Genomic DNA, 13613 nt, shown 5'->3' on the forward strand with positions numbered 1-13613 from the left:
ACCCTATGCGTCCGCTTTTTCTTATACCATTGCTGGCTGTTCTTTTCTTTTTTCATCTTTTAATTTTTCAACAATATCTCGTGCCACCCATACGCCACAAGCACTTGCCTGAGCTAATCCTCGCGTGATGCCGGCTCCGTCTCCTCCAACATATAAGCCTGAAATCTCTGTTTCAAAGCGATCCGTTAGTTTTGGACGTGCAGAGTAAAACTTCGCTTCTACTCCGTAAAAAAGCGTGTGTTCAGAAGCTAAGCCTGGCGTTACATGATCTAATGCTTCCGTCATTTCAATTAGACTCTTCATTGTGTTATAAGGAAGAACAAGCCCAAGATCTCCTGGGACTGCTTCTTTTAACGTTGGCTCTAAGAAACCTTCTTTAATACGAGCTGGTGTGGAGCGACGACCTTTTAGAATATCACCGTACTTCTGTACAACTAATCCCCCATTTGATAGCATATTTGCTAATCTTGATACTTCATGTGCATATTCATTTGGTTGATCAAACGGTTCTGAGAATTTATGAGATACAAGCAGCGCAAAGTTCGTATTCTTACTTCCAAGCTTCGGGTCTTTATAAGCGTGGCCGTTTGCAAGCATGATTCCAGAATGATTCTCAACAACTACATGTCCTGAGGGGTTGCTACAGAACGTTCTTACTCGCGTACCAACTGATGTATTATAAATGAATTTACCTTCGTATAGATGCTTATTAATCTCTTCCATTACGATATCTGAAGTCTCAACACGAACGCCAATATCAACTTGGTTGTTAATCATTTTTAATCGACGTTTTTTTAATAAGTCAGTCAGCCATTTTGAACCATCTCGCCCTGGAGATACTACCACTTTATCAGCAGTTAGCATTTCCCCATTTTTAAGCTCAATTCCGCGTACAATGTGCTTCCCATCAATTTTCTCTGTAACAAAATCAGCAACTTCTGTTTTATACTGCATGTCGATGCGTTCTTTTAAATATTCATAAATGCTTTTCAAAATTTCTAAATTTTGTTCCGTCCCTAAGTGACGAACTTGCGCACGCAGTAGTTTTAAGCCTGCTGCGTAGCCCCGTTTTTCAATTTCACGTACTTTATCAGTTAACGGGTCTGTAATCGAATCTGTTGCCCCGTGCTTTAAGTTAATTTCATCTACGTATTTAATTAAATCTACCACCTGTGATTCAGGGAGATAATCCGTCATCCATCCCCCAAATTCACTTGTAATATTGAATTTCCCATCTGAATATGCGCCTGCTCCACCAAATCCATTGGTAATTGAACAAGCGGGCAAACAGCCTGCAAAATCTTTTTTATTATTCGCCGGCGGACATTTCACAATTTTTTTCTGAAGAATCGGACAATTTCTTCGGTAAATATCGTGTCCTTTATCAATTAACAACACTTTTGCTTCAGGTAGTTTTAGCGTTAATTCATAACAAGTAAAAATTCCAGCTGGGCCTGCTCCTACAACAATTACATCATAGTTTTGATTCATCGATACATTCCCCCGTTAACCTTTTTATTTTTCATCAACCGTTTTTTATTTATTATTCGGTTATCTTCTAGCCATTTGATACTATATCAGACAAAAACGCTTACGTCAACAATAAACACGAACATTACAAAAAATTAAAAATATAACATTCGCCTTTTACGCACAAATAAAAAAACCAGCGAATAAATAGTACTGCTACTATACATTCACTGGCTCTTTTACATGCGGAATCGCAATTTCAACTTTTGTGCCCACTCCTATTTGACTTGTAAATGAAATATGCCCCTGATGTTGTTCAATAATTTGATAGCTAACCATTAGCCCTAAACCCGTTCCCGTTTGCTTTGTAGAAAAGAACGGTTCTCCTAAACGAGCTAATGATTGTTCGTCTATTCCGCAACCCTGATCTTCAATTGTTACTACGCCATATCCATTTCGTTTTTCTGTTCTAACCGTTACCACGCCTTTATCCATCGATTCCAATGAATTTTGAATAAGATTTATGAATACTTGCTTTAATGCATTTTCTTCACAGAGAATTTCAATATCCCCTTCGAGAAAGCTTTTGATTTCACTATTCTTATAGTTTGCATGAGTAGTAAGCAATAACGTTACATGACTTAAAATTTGGTGAAGGCTCTTTTTCTTAAAAGGATGCTCACTTTTAGGTTTTGCTAACGTTAAAAATTCTTGGATAATTGATTCAACGCGATTCAGCTCTTCTAGCATAATATCATGATAAGATTTATTATATTGCTGAGATGCATTTAATAGCTGCACAAACCCTTTAACTGCAGTCAATGGATTTCTTATTTCATGCGCTACGCCCGCTGCTAGCTTGCTCACCATCATGAGTTTTTCAGATTTACTTGCCATTTCATCATACTTCTTCCGATCCGTTACATCACGAATAATATACTGAATAGCATCCTCGCCTTTAAATTTAATTTTCGTTTCGGAAGATTCAATACTCACAACTCCACGCTTAGTCAATAACTTCACTTCTGCACGAGGACGAATAGACATTCCTTTCATCAGCTGATTCATTCGTTTTTTAACGATTTCTAGATGTTCTGGATGAATAAAATGAAGCCAATATCGTCCTAGATAGTCCTCTTTTTTAGTTCCTCCAAGCATGCGCACACCAGCGGGGTTAATGTACTGAATCTTTCCTTCTTGGGTGACAATAAAAGCATCTTGACTCTGCTTTACAAACTGTTTGTACTGCTTCATTTTCCGAATAACTTCCTCTTGTTTTTCAAAACTAGAAGAAAATTCTTTCCACTGCACAACAAGAAGATGCGGCTGCTCTTTCATTCTCTGAATATGAATATGTACGGGTACTTGTTGGTTTATTTGCTTGTTTAACACAACCACTTCTTCTTCATGACTATGGAGAGGAGCAATATCAGCTTTTTTAATTAAAAACTGACTACTATGCTGAAAAACATTGGAAGAAAGAAGTTGCTTTTTCTCCTTCTTAAATAGATGTGCACAAGCATCATTTAAAGCTTGAACTTCTCCATTAAGATCCATGATAAGCATGGGTGTTAACGACATTGAAAATAGCTGTTCATATAGCCTTTCTTGATCCATATATTCACCTTCAGTTATTAGGATAGTAATTATAGTATAATATGGAAAAAGAACATTTGGCAAAATATTTTTATTTTTTCAAACAAAAATATTGTCTTACTCTCTACATAAACAGAGCTCTTTTCACCCCGAAGCATGAAAAGAGCTCTTTAAATAAACTAGCAGATGCAGCTGCATCCAATAATAACCAATAAAATAAACAGCACAAGAATTAATGCAAATGAATTTCCTGACCCACAGTGGTGGTGATACCCCCCAACCGGATATTGACATTGATCATAACAACCATAATTATACATAGCAATCTCTCCTCATTCGTGATATTCGTTTAGCACATTGTTACTTTATGTTTTGAAAATGCGATGTGTATGTGCGAATACCCATTTTCACTCTCCTTTTTTCGTCTGTAAGCTCTTTGTTCCAAGAAGAATAAAACAAAAAAGTGTTACAAATAAAAAAACGGCCCAGTGCTGCTTCATGATTGTAAGTAGGAAGCCTACATATGGAAGATGATAAGAATACACTCCCATTATGCTTTCATCAGGCAAGTGGTTATTCGCTTTCATTACTATTAATGAATCTTGTTGATTAACTAGTACAACTCCTTCGGTATCTATATCTTGTGATGACTGAAACACAACCACTGATCCACTAGGAATTCCTGGTCCATTTTCTTGCTGTAAGGTTACAGTAAATCCAAAGAGAGCCGGCAGTAAACTCGCGACAATGAGGGTGAAAACAACAGCATAACACACAAGTACATACCGAAAGACGGTGAACCACACGCTTCCTTTCATAATGCAGTCACCCCTTTTCGTAAATTAGTAACTAAAATGATAAGACAATGAAATGCAGTAATAGAAGAATGAACCCAAATCCAATGAGCATGATTTTGAGCATCTTCTCATAAAACAACTTCATCCTCTTCACCTCTTTTGCCTATAACCATTATTCATTAACGGTTATGCTTCATTCTATTCAATTAAAAGCAAGATGAAAGTTGGTCAATTGTTTTACAGCATAATTTATGAGTTTTAGCATATGTTTGGTTACGTATAGACATCTTTTTCCTACTCCGTATAACAGAGGAGCTGAACGCATGGCTAATTATTCATTTGACCAATACATTAAAAAAGCAATGAAGTATGATTTTTTATCAAACTACTATAAATATAGCGATCCTTCCCGTCACATTGCTTATTACGAAAAGCATTTATATTATGTGCAGCAAGCAATTTTAGCAGGTAAAAATGCACAAGGGTCACGAATAGCTAAACCAATGGCTAGAATTTTCCACGCTTCTCCCGATGCACCGTCCGTCGATATTTATTTAAATGGCCGACGTATTATTAGGAATCTCACTTACAAACAAGAAACTGATTATTTACCGTTAGGGGACCCGGGTCGCTACACAATCTCAATTTATCCTGCTGGCCAAACCGAAAAACCTTTACTCACAAAGTCGTTTACGTTTGAAGGGAAGCAAAAATACACGGTTGCTGCCGTAAATAATTTAAATCAGCTAGAATTACTTTTTATTTATGATGATAGTAAAGTTCCAGATGGCGAAACAAAAATGAGGTTTATTCATTTGTCTCCTGATGCACCAGCAGTTGATATTGCTGCTCGGGGTGGAGACGTGATCTTTTCTGACGTTACGTTTAAAGAAATTACTAAATATCTAGGATTATCTCCAATGTTTGTACAGCTTGATGTACGCATAGCAGGAACAGATGATGTTGTTTTATCTATCCCACCTCTCAGCCTGCGTCCAAACCGAGCTTATACCGTTTATGCTGTCGGCTACGCACAAGGAAATCCTGCATTAGAAGCCTTAATTTCACAAGATCGCTAACACAAAAAAGCTCTCAGTAATAAACTATTACTGAGAGCTTTTTTGCTATTCTTTCTTTGAAATTAACTTGACTCGTATATCATCATTTTCTAAGTCAAACTTCTCAACTTTCACATTAAAATCTGTTTGAAGCTCCATCTCTTGAAGAGCCACATATACAGACTCGCTCTTCGGATCAATTGTCACCCATTCAGGAAGGTTAAAATTATTATTAACATAGCGAAGTACTGTTTTTACCGGGAGCTGGATTTTTCCAATCGATAGTGTTTCTTGTTCAAGAACAATATCTCCATTATCTTGCACTTCAGGAGTAAAGGTCATTCGAATATCAATATCGTCCCCAAAAACCTCGATGGTTCCGTCTAGCTGCACAACATCTGTTAGCGTGATATCGTAATTAAGAGGCTGATTATTAAGCTCTCTTTTTAAGTATTTATCAATAAGTATATTTAAATCTTCTTTTTTAGCTAAAATCGTTAGTTCAGCATCTCCCTCTATTTCACCAGACTTCAGCGGTGTTACTTCATCAGCCGGTTGAAAAATAAGACCAATGATTATAACCGCTAAGAGAAGGTTAACGCTTAATAATCCAATAAATAACCATTTCCACTTCTTCATTTCATAAGCTCCTTACTCGTTTCCGTTCAGTTCTTCTTCCCGTGCTTTCTCTTTGTTTTGTCCCAATAAAGGATCTTCTTCTTCCATTGCATCGCTAATACGTTCCGCCATTAATTCATACCCTTTTTTATTAGGATGAAACTCATCTTTTCCTAAAAGATTGTCAGAAGAATCGTAAAAGACATCATCAATTTTAACATATGTTACGTTTTCATAATTCATTGCTACTTGTTGACTTGCTTGGTTCCATTCATCAATTACAACATTAATCTCTTTCATATCGCTTAGCGTTTTAAAAAATGGATTATAAAATCCTATTAAGTAAATATGTGCATTTGGATTTAGCTTTCGAATTCGTTGAAAAACCTCATTTAAACGTTTTTCATATTTTGATTTTTCTGTTTCAAATGTTTTAATTGAAATATCGTAAAAATAGTCTCTCACAACTTTCATTACGTCGTTACCGCCAATTGTAACATAAATCATATCTGCTCTTGAAACTTTGCTCGCAATTGATGGATCCTTTAATCTTGCCAACAGCTGGTCCGTACGGTTTCCTTTTTTACCCAGGTTAGAAATTGTTACATTTTCCACTTCGTTTTGCTTGGCAATATACTGTTCAATAAAAGGTACGTATCCACCTTTTTTGGATTCATCTCCTATACCTTCCGTTAACGAATCACCTATCGCAACAGCTTCTAATTCCACAGGGAAAAAGCCCTTTGGTATTTGTTCCTTTTCTGTAAGCTGCACTTCTTTTTGATCTACAACGTCTTCTTGATTGACAAGAAAGGTAGGCTGAGAACAGCTAGCTAAAGTGACAGAGCACACGCTTGCCACGATTATTTTTCTCCATTTTTTCATCACAACACCTACTTACTATGCTGTATTCTAGTTGTCGCCTTACTTGACTAGATTTACTATAGCGCATTTATATATCTTTATATAGTAACATACATTGTCAAGGAAGGTCTTTCCCATGCTTATAGTATATGTAGAAAAATGGATAAGAATGTTTATTCTAAAAAAAGGTAACCATGAATTAAAATACAACTTTTAACTCATAGATACCTTCTTTTTACTTACTTAACGTTTTCATATCTTTAATAATTTCGTCATACGGAGTATCTCCCACACCACTATAAGACTTCATAACGGTACCTTCTTTGTCGATTAAATAAAAAGTTGTAGCATGGATAACTTGCGGATCATTTTCTGGCTTTTTAACAACAGCTTTAAATTGGTCCAACGCAAATTTTTCGATTTCTTGTTGTGTATAACCCGTTAGAAAGTGCCAATTCGAAAGGTCCGCATTAAATTTTGCGGCAAACTCCTTCAGATTATCGGGTGAATCGTTTTCAGGATCTACGCTAAAAGAAATAAAGTTGGCATCGAGTCCCTCTTCTTTCACCATTTTCTGAAGCTTAGCCATATGAGCAGTCATTGGTGGACAAACCGTTTCACAGTTGGTAAAAATAAAGTTAGAGACCCAGACCTTACCCTTAAGATCATCTAGGCTAACTTCTTTATTCTCCTGATTTGTATAAATAAAAGAATTGAGCTTCCAGTTTAAAGGGTCTTTAATTTGTGAGCCACAAGCTGCTAAAACGATAACTAAAACCAAACACAGCAGCATAAGCTTTTGATTGTTGTTTTTCAATATTTTCTCCTCCGATACAATGGTTTACGTTTTATATGCTGGTATTGAAACAATAAACGTAGATCCTTTTCCTTTCTCACTTTCAACAGTAATCTTGCCTCTCATTTCTTCTACAATTTGGTATGATACCATTAACCCAATCCCTGTCCCTTTTTCTTTTAATGAGTAAAAAGCTGTTCCTAGTCTCTCTAACTCTTGTTGGGTCATTCCTTCACCAGTATCTTTAATTGCAATATGAACTTGATTATCTTTTACATTAATAGACACAGAAAGCTTTCCACCATCTTGCATAGCTTCAATACCATTTTTCATAATGTTGAGAAGCACTTGGTTAAATTCATTCTTATTGCCTCGAACGTATGCTAACTGATTCGTTTGAATTTCAATTTCAATATTGCTTGTTAACAGTGCATATGAAGATAATAAATCTACTAAACTTGTTACGCTTAGGATGCAGTCAATGATATCTACTTCTTTTACCCCTAGACGTGCTAAGGATAAATAATCATTAATAATAACCTCGGCTCGATCCATTTCGCTAATCATTAAATGAATATAACCTATCTCTGCTTTTGTTAGCTTTTGGTTATCATCAATTACAAGCATAGCAATGACTTCGCCTTTTTCATTTAAAATGGGAGAAAAGGCAGTAATCCACGTGCCAAACTGATCCGTATATGTATCTGTTACCGCTTCCGTTTTTTCTGTTTTCGCTTTCATAAAATGGGTATAAAACTCTTTTTCGCCATAATAGATCATGGAAGGTGTAAGCTGTTGACGCACCTTTTGATTAGCAGTAACAACTATTTTAAATCCATGATTTTCATAAGGTTCTACTGTAAATAGATGACCTTGTAAATATTCTGGACTTGCTTTATAAATACGCTCAAACTGTTTCTCTATCCCTGTTCGAGCTAAAGAGCTAGGTAAATCTTCTGCCTTAACAAATTGCGTAATCTCATTAGGAGATAACGTCTCTTTCCAAAGCTTTGTTGTCGTTAGTGCATTCTGAGTGAGTAGCTGCTTGGTCGTTACGTTTTGGAGATAGTAGCTAACCGAAGCTGTCCCAACTCCAACAATAATAACAATTAACATGGAGAACAAAACAGTTTTGTTAAACACGCTTAAGTTTCGAATATAATTTCTCATGTTTGCACTCCATATAGAAATTTTTGCTAAACATACGATGGTTACTTTCTCACTATTATAACATCTTTTCACCACTATTAACGTTGAAGTCTATATGATTTTTCCAACAAAAAAGTGACCTGCTCACCAGACAGATCACTTTCAGTTTATTCAGCAAAGTACATAAATCCAATCGCACCAACTCCTGTATGAGTAGAAATAACAGGTGTTGTTTCTTCAATTGTAAAATCTTCATAGCCACAGGCAGCAATTATCGATTCTCTTAGCTTTTGAGCTAGTTCAAATCCTTCCGCATGCACCAATCCGATTCCTTTAATTTGCTTACCTGCCGTTTCCTCCATGATTTGCTTTGTCAAAAATTTCACGATTTGAGAATGACTTCTAACTTTTGCAACAGGCGTATACACACCATCAGCAAGTGAAGCAATAGGCTTAATATTTAGTAGAGAACCAATTAGCGCTTTACCTCGACCAATTCGTCCACCTTTTATTAAGTTTTCTAACGTATCAACTACAACAAACAGCGTCGTATTACGGCGAATTTCATCCAAACGTTGGACAATTTCATTCATTTCACACCCTTGTTGAATCATATCAAGAGCTTCAAACACCTGAAAGGAGAGAGCTTTTGAGATATACATAGAATCCACTACGGTAATATTCCCATCTACCATCTTAGCAGCACTTTCTGCAGAACGTACTGTACCACTCATACCACCTGTCATATGAATTGATAAAACATCGTACCCTTCATCCACTAGGCGCTCGTATACTTCAACAAAGGCTCCAACCGCTGGCTGGGAGCTCTTTGGTAATACATCAGACCTTTTCATCTTTTCAATAAAATCACTTGGCGTTATTTCAACTCGATCTAAATATGTTTCATTATCAATATTAATCGATAACGGGACAATCTCAATACCATATTGAGCTGCTTGCTCTACGGTTAAATCTATCGTTGAATCCGTTACCACTTTAATTTTCGTCATGAGTTCACCCCTACAAAATCCTTTGCGCTCATTATAGCATTGTTCTAAACTTGATTACAGTAATATTCTAAAGTACTTATTATCAAGCTAGTATAATCAACTATTTCACGTAAAACATAAAAAAGTTGACTACGCTGAAAAATTCAGAATAGTCAACTTTTTCTCTTTAAGCATTATGTTTTAATGCGTCAGACTTAAATAGCTGTTCATAATCTTTCCATTTCAACACGCGTTTTAAATATTCTTGAAACGAGTAGGTTTTTTTCGGCATTGATTTCTTCATAATGTCTGTTATTAAGGTATTTAACTTTACAGAGATCATAAACCGAAATGTGCTATCTTCCTCCAATACTGGAATATCAATAATTTTTACTTTTTGACCATTCTCATGTTTAAATTCAAGGCTTTTCAATAGCAAGGCGATCAACCCTCTTTTTACCCGTTTCTTTTATTATACATGGTAAACTAATTACTTGTCTTTTCATTTTTACTTTATTTTTAGAAAAAATGTCTCATAGACATCTTATTCGACGTACAATGAGACATTCCTTTGTAATGCTGTTATTTTATTACAGGTTATTGCATCAATCTTAAATGAATAAATGGAACAAGCTGCTTTCTTTATTAATTTCCGTATAAGGAAATCCTTTTTTATCCATTCGACTAATTAATGGATAATAATCTTCTTTATGTTTTAATTCGATGCCAACCAATGCTGGGCCGCTATCTTTGTTATTTTTTTTCGTATATTCAAAGCGTGAAATGTCATCATTTGGTCCAAGCACTTCGTCTAAAAATTCTCGTAGTGCTCCTGCTCTCTGAGGGAAATTCACAATAAAATAATGCTGCAAACCTTCATACATCATGGAACGTTCTTTGATCTCTTGCATGCGACCAATATCATTATTCCCTCCACTGATAACGCACACCACTGTTTTACCTTTAATTTGTTCGCGATAAGAGTCTAAAGCGGCAATAGAAAGCGCACCGGCTGGCTCTGCAATAATCGCATTTTCATTATAAAGAGATAAAATGGTTGTACAGACTTTCCCTTCAGGAACAATAACGATATCATCAACCACTTCTCGGCTGATTTCGTAGGATACGCTACCAACGGTCTTTACGGCTGCCCCATCTACAAACGGGTCAATGCCCTCAAGGGTTACGACTTCTCCTCTATCAAAAGACGTTTGCATTCCAGCTGCGCCGGCTGGCTCTACGCCAATGACTGCTGTTTTAGGAGAAATGCTTTTCACATAAGTCCCTACACCTGAAATTAGACCGCCTCCCCCAATACTTCCAAACACATAGTCAATTTCGTCTTCACAATCGTTAAACATTTCAACAGCAACCGTTCCTTGTCCCGCAATTACATCAACGTCGTTAAAAGGGTGAATAAACGTTCTTTTTTCTTCTTCACTGCACTGAATAGCTGTTTCATACGAATCATCGAACGTATCACCTGTTAAAACAATCTTTACATTGTCTCTCCCTAAAAATTTAACTTGGTTGACCTTCTGTCGAGGAGTAGTGCTAGGCATGAAAATTTTCCCATCAATGTTCAAGTGGCGACAAGCGTAAGCCACTCCCTGTGCGTGATTACCGGCGCTTGCACACGCAATTCCATGCTCTAATTCCTGCTTTGTCAATTGCTTAATTCGATTATACGCTCCTCGAATTTTAAATGAACGAACGACTTGCAGATCTTCACGCTTCAAGTACACATTACATTCATAACGCTCAGAAAGCACCTCGTTGCGCTGTAGTGGTGTATGTACAACAACATCTTTAATCATTTGATTCGCAATCATGATGTCCTCTAACTGTACATGTTTTGTTCGATTATCTACTTGTTGTTTCATAACCAACTTCCTTCCTCTTCCTACCTTTTTTTAATTTGTACATTATATCACATAAAATTTAGAAAAATCATTATTTTTAGTTAATCTTTTGATTTTTTTTAATTAGCATCTTTTCACCAGTATAGTAAACAGTAAAAAAGAAAGATAGAAAGCTGGTGATTAACATGGAGTATACGTTACAAAGCATTGATAGTGCCATTCCTTGTGAAGTAACTATTGATGATGATAACGGACGATACATGCTGAGGAATGCGGATACAAGTGGAGAAATATTTAACTCAGCTTCTGAGCTTACACAGTGGGTCCAACAACATTGGAATGAACAACAATTTGTAAACCCAGAAGAATTCAGACAGTTAGTTCATCATTTACAGGAATTTATTGAACAAAAAAAGCGTCTCACTTAAGAGACGCTTTTTGATTGCACTTGATGATGATTATTTAAAGCTTGAATAATTCGCTCACGAACTTGATGATGAATCACGTTTGGATCACTTCCTGCATCTAAATCCGTTGTAACTGGGGGTAAAATCCGTATGGTTACATCTGCTTTTTGAAATCCAACTTTACATTGTTCCATAATGTTCGATATTCCTTGAATAGCAACAGGTACAATTGGCACCTTAGCATTTAATGCAATTCTTATACTTCCTTTTTTAAACTCACCAATTCCTTTGCCTTTACTCCGTGTTCCCTCTGGTAAAATGACCATTGAATGTCCCTCTTTAAGTAGACAAACACTATCTTTTAAAGCTTGAACCGATGCTCTGCGATTGACCCAATCAATAAACATACTCACTTGCTGTGGGTAGTTATTTCATTATGCACGTTCGTACACTGTAAAGTAGTAGGCATAAGGGTTTTTTTCATCCTTAACACCTTGCTTTCTTGATACTTCTCTCCAAACAGATGAATCAATTTCAGGAAAGTATGTATCCCCTTCAAACACCTCGTCGATATGCGTAACGTATAAACGAGTCGCCACATGCATAGTTTGCTCATACACTGTTGCGCCACCAATCACAAACAGTTCACTTTCTCCTTCAAGCGATACTAGTTCATCAACAGAGTGAATAACTTTTACACCTTCATGGTGATAGTCTTTATTTCCTGTTAAAATAACGTTGTTTCGATTTGGAAGAGGTTTACCAATTGATTCAAACGTTTTTCGCCCCATTACAATTGTGTGACCCGTTGTGGTTTGTTTGAAATACTGTAAATCAGCTGGCAAACGCCAAGGTAAATCGTTTTCTTTTCCAATCAAGCAGTTGTTGTCCATTGCTACAATTAACGAAATCATACGCTAACGGCCCCTTTAATGTGAGGATGCGGATCATACTCAACAAGCTCGAAATCTTCAAATTTAAAGTCAAAGATCGATTTGACATCTGGATTAATCTTCATTTTTGGTAAGGAGCGAGGTTCACGCGTTAGCTGAAGATTTACTTGTTCAAGATGGTTTGTATAAATATGAGCATCACCAAACGTATGAACAAAATCACCTGGTTCTAAATCACACACTTGCGCAACCATCATTGTCAGAAGCGCATAGGATGCAATATTAAAAGGTACGCCTAAAAAAATATCGGCTGATCGTTGATATAGCTGACAAGATAATTTACCGTCTGCTACGTAAAATTGGAATAAGCAATGGCATGGCGGCAGCGCCATGTTATCAACATCCGCAACGTTCCACGCGCTTATCATCAACCTTCTTGAATCCGGATTATTTTTAATTTGATGAATGACATTTGTGATTTGATCAATCGTACTTCCTTCTGGTGTTGGCCAAGAGCGCCATTGGTGACCATAGACAGGACCTAATTCTCCGTTTTCATCAGCCCATTCGTTCCAAATACGTACACCGTTATCTTGTAAATATTTGATGTTTGTATCACCGCTTAAAAACCATAATAATTCATGAATAATTGATTTTAAATGAAGTTTTTTTGTGGTTAAAGCAGGAAAACCTTCTTGGAGGTTAAATCGCATTTGATAGCCAAATGTACTAATTGTTCCTGTTCCTGTCCGATCTTCTTTTTTCGTTCCATGTTTTAATACATGTTCACATAAGTCGAGATATTGTTTCACTTCCGACACTTCCTTTTTCAAAAGTCTTTCTTTATTGTATAGGCGATTTTTTCTCATGTCTATGAGAAAGTGCAGGGTTTCTCATAGACATGAGAAAAAAGCTGGGACATAACGAACTGATTCCTTCTAGGAGACGAATCATCCTGTTTCTAAACGATGTGGGTTGTTGTAAGAACACATTCGTTCGGTTGCGCCACAGACACTCGCTTTCCCGCAGGATTCAAATGTCCTACGCTCCATTCCACTCTGTTTTCAAAATTGTTTTCCGAACCAACAAAAAAATCCGAACTATAAAAAGTAGG

The 13613-nt window shown here is 36.5% G+C and carries 16 protein-coding genes; 2 read left to right on the plus strand and 14 right to left on the minus strand.

Features of this window, described 5'->3' with window-relative positions; translation table 11 throughout:
* Positions 1–21: 21 nt before the first annotated feature.
* The 4 genes from MKZ18_RS14280 to MKZ18_RS14295 form a co-directional block, all read right to left on the minus strand.
* Positions 22–1491, minus strand: a complete 1470-nt coding sequence (locus tag MKZ18_RS14280; RefSeq protein ID WP_061785107.1) for an NAD(P)/FAD-dependent oxidoreductase — start codon at positions 1489–1491, stop codon at positions 22–24.
* Between the two features lie 198 nt (positions 1492–1689).
* Complete coding sequence (locus MKZ18_RS14285) at positions 1690–3087, minus strand: ATP-binding protein (RefSeq protein WP_144594294.1); 1398 nt, start codon at positions 3085–3087, stop codon at positions 1690–1692.
* 158 nt (positions 3088–3245) lie between these two features.
* A complete protein-coding gene (locus tag MKZ18_RS14290; RefSeq protein WP_076512731.1) occupies positions 3246–3386 on the minus strand; it encodes a YjcZ family sporulation protein in 141 nt (46 codons plus the stop codon).
* Between the two features lie 87 nt (positions 3387–3473).
* A complete protein-coding gene (locus MKZ18_RS14295; RefSeq protein ID WP_025908495.1) occupies positions 3474–3884 on the minus strand; it encodes a hypothetical protein in 411 nt (136 codons plus the stop codon).
* A 302-nt stretch (positions 3885–4186) separates the two neighbouring features.
* On the opposite strand from MKZ18_RS14295, the gene MKZ18_RS14300 reads away from it, so the two are divergent.
* Positions 4187–4942 (plus strand): DUF4397 domain-containing protein, encoded by a 756-nt coding sequence (locus tag MKZ18_RS14300; protein ID WP_061785105.1) that lies wholly within the window; start codon positions 4187–4189, stop codon positions 4940–4942.
* 45 nt (positions 4943–4987) lie between these two features.
* On the opposite strand, the gene MKZ18_RS14305 is transcribed toward MKZ18_RS14300, so the two are convergent.
* The 7 genes from MKZ18_RS14305 to ilvA all read right to left on the minus strand — a co-directional run bounded on the left by MKZ18_RS14305 (position 4988) and on the right by ilvA (position 11220).
* Positions 4988–5560 (minus strand): YpmS family protein, encoded by a 573-nt coding sequence (locus MKZ18_RS14305; protein WP_025908497.1) that lies wholly within the window; start codon positions 5558–5560, stop codon positions 4988–4990.
* Positions 5561–5572: 12 nt separating this feature from the next.
* On the minus strand, positions 5573–6424 hold the full coding sequence (locus MKZ18_RS14310; protein ID WP_061785104.1) for a GDSL-type esterase/lipase family protein: 852 nt from the start codon (positions 6422–6424) through the stop codon (positions 5573–5575).
* A gap of 214 nt (positions 6425–6638) precedes the next feature.
* A complete protein-coding gene (locus MKZ18_RS14315; protein WP_061785115.1) occupies positions 6639–7196 on the minus strand; it encodes an SCO family protein in 558 nt (185 codons plus the stop codon).
* A gap of 48 nt (positions 7197–7244) precedes the next feature.
* On the minus strand, positions 7245–8369 hold the full coding sequence (locus tag MKZ18_RS14320) for a sensor histidine kinase (protein ID WP_061785103.1): 1125 nt from the start codon (positions 8367–8369) through the stop codon (positions 7245–7247).
* A gap of 146 nt (positions 8370–8515) precedes the next feature.
* The gene (locus MKZ18_RS14325) at positions 8516–9358 is read right to left on the minus strand and encodes a DegV family protein (RefSeq protein ID WP_061785102.1); all 843 of its coding nucleotides are present in this window, start codon (positions 9356–9358) and stop codon (positions 8516–8518) included.
* Between the two features lie 166 nt (positions 9359–9524).
* On the minus strand, positions 9525–9776 hold the full coding sequence (locus MKZ18_RS14330) for a DUF2535 family protein (RefSeq protein WP_025908502.1): 252 nt from the start codon (positions 9774–9776) through the stop codon (positions 9525–9527).
* Positions 9777–9948: 172 nt separating this feature from the next.
* On the minus strand, positions 9949–11220 hold the full coding sequence (gene ilvA / locus MKZ18_RS14335) for a threonine ammonia-lyase IlvA (protein ID WP_061785114.1): 1272 nt from the start codon (positions 11218–11220) through the stop codon (positions 9949–9951).
* Between the two features lie 164 nt (positions 11221–11384).
* Here ilvA and MKZ18_RS14340 point away from each other — a divergent pair, with 164 nt between their 5' ends.
* Positions 11385–11627: a hypothetical protein gene (locus tag MKZ18_RS14340; protein ID WP_061785101.1), complete on the plus strand. Its 243-nt coding sequence runs from the start codon at positions 11385–11387 to the stop codon at positions 11625–11627.
* Here MKZ18_RS14340 and MKZ18_RS14345 read toward each other — a convergent pair.
* From MKZ18_RS14345 to MKZ18_RS14355, 3 genes are read right to left on the minus strand one after another with little or no spacing between them, the layout of a single operon-like run.
* Positions 11624–12013 (minus strand): lysophospholipid acyltransferase family protein, encoded by a 390-nt coding sequence (locus MKZ18_RS14345; protein WP_082802695.1) that lies wholly within the window; start codon positions 12011–12013, stop codon positions 11624–11626. The two genes, MKZ18_RS14340 and MKZ18_RS14345, sit on opposite strands and share 4 nt — an antisense overlap.
* 27 nt (positions 12014–12040) lie before the next feature.
* Positions 12041–12520: a dihydrofolate reductase gene (locus tag MKZ18_RS14350; protein WP_025908306.1), complete on the minus strand. Its 480-nt coding sequence runs from the start codon at positions 12518–12520 to the stop codon at positions 12041–12043.
* Positions 12517–13311: a thymidylate synthase gene (locus tag MKZ18_RS14355; RefSeq protein ID WP_025908305.1), complete on the minus strand. Its 795-nt coding sequence runs from the start codon at positions 13309–13311 to the stop codon at positions 12517–12519. The genes MKZ18_RS14350 and MKZ18_RS14355 overlap by 4 nt, the downstream gene beginning before the upstream one ends.
* Positions 13312–13613: the final 302 nt, after the last annotated feature.

It is taken from the genome of Priestia sp. FSL W8-0001 (assembly GCF_038050335.1).
GTDB classification, from domain to species: Bacteria; Bacillota; Bacilli; order Bacillales; family Bacillaceae_H; genus Priestia; species Priestia flexa.

Coding starts and splice junctions, on each gene's coding strand:
- ilvA (WP_061785114.1), bottom strand. CDS start 11,220: ATGAAACAACAAGTAGATAATCGAACAAAACATGTACAGTTAGAGGAC.
- MKZ18_RS14315 (WP_061785115.1), bottom strand. CDS start 7,196: ATGCTGCTGTGTTTGGTTTTAGTTATCGTTTTAGCAGCTTGTGGCTCA.
- MKZ18_RS14290 (WP_076512731.1), bottom strand. CDS start 3,386: ATGTATAATTATGGTTGTTATGATCAATGTCAATATCCGGTTGGGGGG.
- MKZ18_RS14300 (WP_061785105.1), top strand. CDS start 4,187: ATGGCTAATTATTCATTTGACCAATACATTAAAAAAGCAATGAAGTAT.
- MKZ18_RS14320 (WP_061785103.1), bottom strand. CDS start 8,369: ATGAGAAATTATATTCGAAACTTAAGCGTGTTTAACAAAACTGTTTTG.
- MKZ18_RS14345 (WP_082802695.1), bottom strand. CDS start 12,013: ATGTTTATTGATTGGGTCAATCGCAGAGCATCGGTTCAAGCTTTAAAA.
- MKZ18_RS14285 (WP_144594294.1), bottom strand. CDS start 3,087: ATGGATCAAGAAAGGCTATATGAACAGCTATTTTCAATGTCGTTAACA.
- MKZ18_RS14350 (WP_025908306.1), bottom strand. CDS start 12,520: ATGATTTCGTTAATTGTAGCAATGGACAACAACTGCTTGATTGGAAAA.
- MKZ18_RS14310 (WP_061785104.1), bottom strand. CDS start 6,424: ATGAAAAAATGGAGAAAAATAATCGTGGCAAGCGTGTGCTCTGTCACT.
- MKZ18_RS14340 (WP_061785101.1), top strand. CDS start 11,385: ATGGAGTATACGTTACAAAGCATTGATAGTGCCATTCCTTGTGAAGTA.
- MKZ18_RS14280 (WP_061785107.1), bottom strand. CDS start 1,491: ATGAATCAAAACTATGATGTAATTGTTGTAGGAGCAGGCCCAGCTGGA.
- MKZ18_RS14325 (WP_061785102.1), bottom strand. CDS start 9,358: ATGACGAAAATTAAAGTGGTAACGGATTCAACGATAGATTTAACCGTA.
- MKZ18_RS14305 (WP_025908497.1), bottom strand. CDS start 5,560: ATGAAGAAGTGGAAATGGTTATTTATTGGATTATTAAGCGTTAACCTT.
- MKZ18_RS14295 (WP_025908495.1), bottom strand. CDS start 3,884: ATGAAAGGAAGCGTGTGGTTCACCGTCTTTCGGTATGTACTTGTGTGT.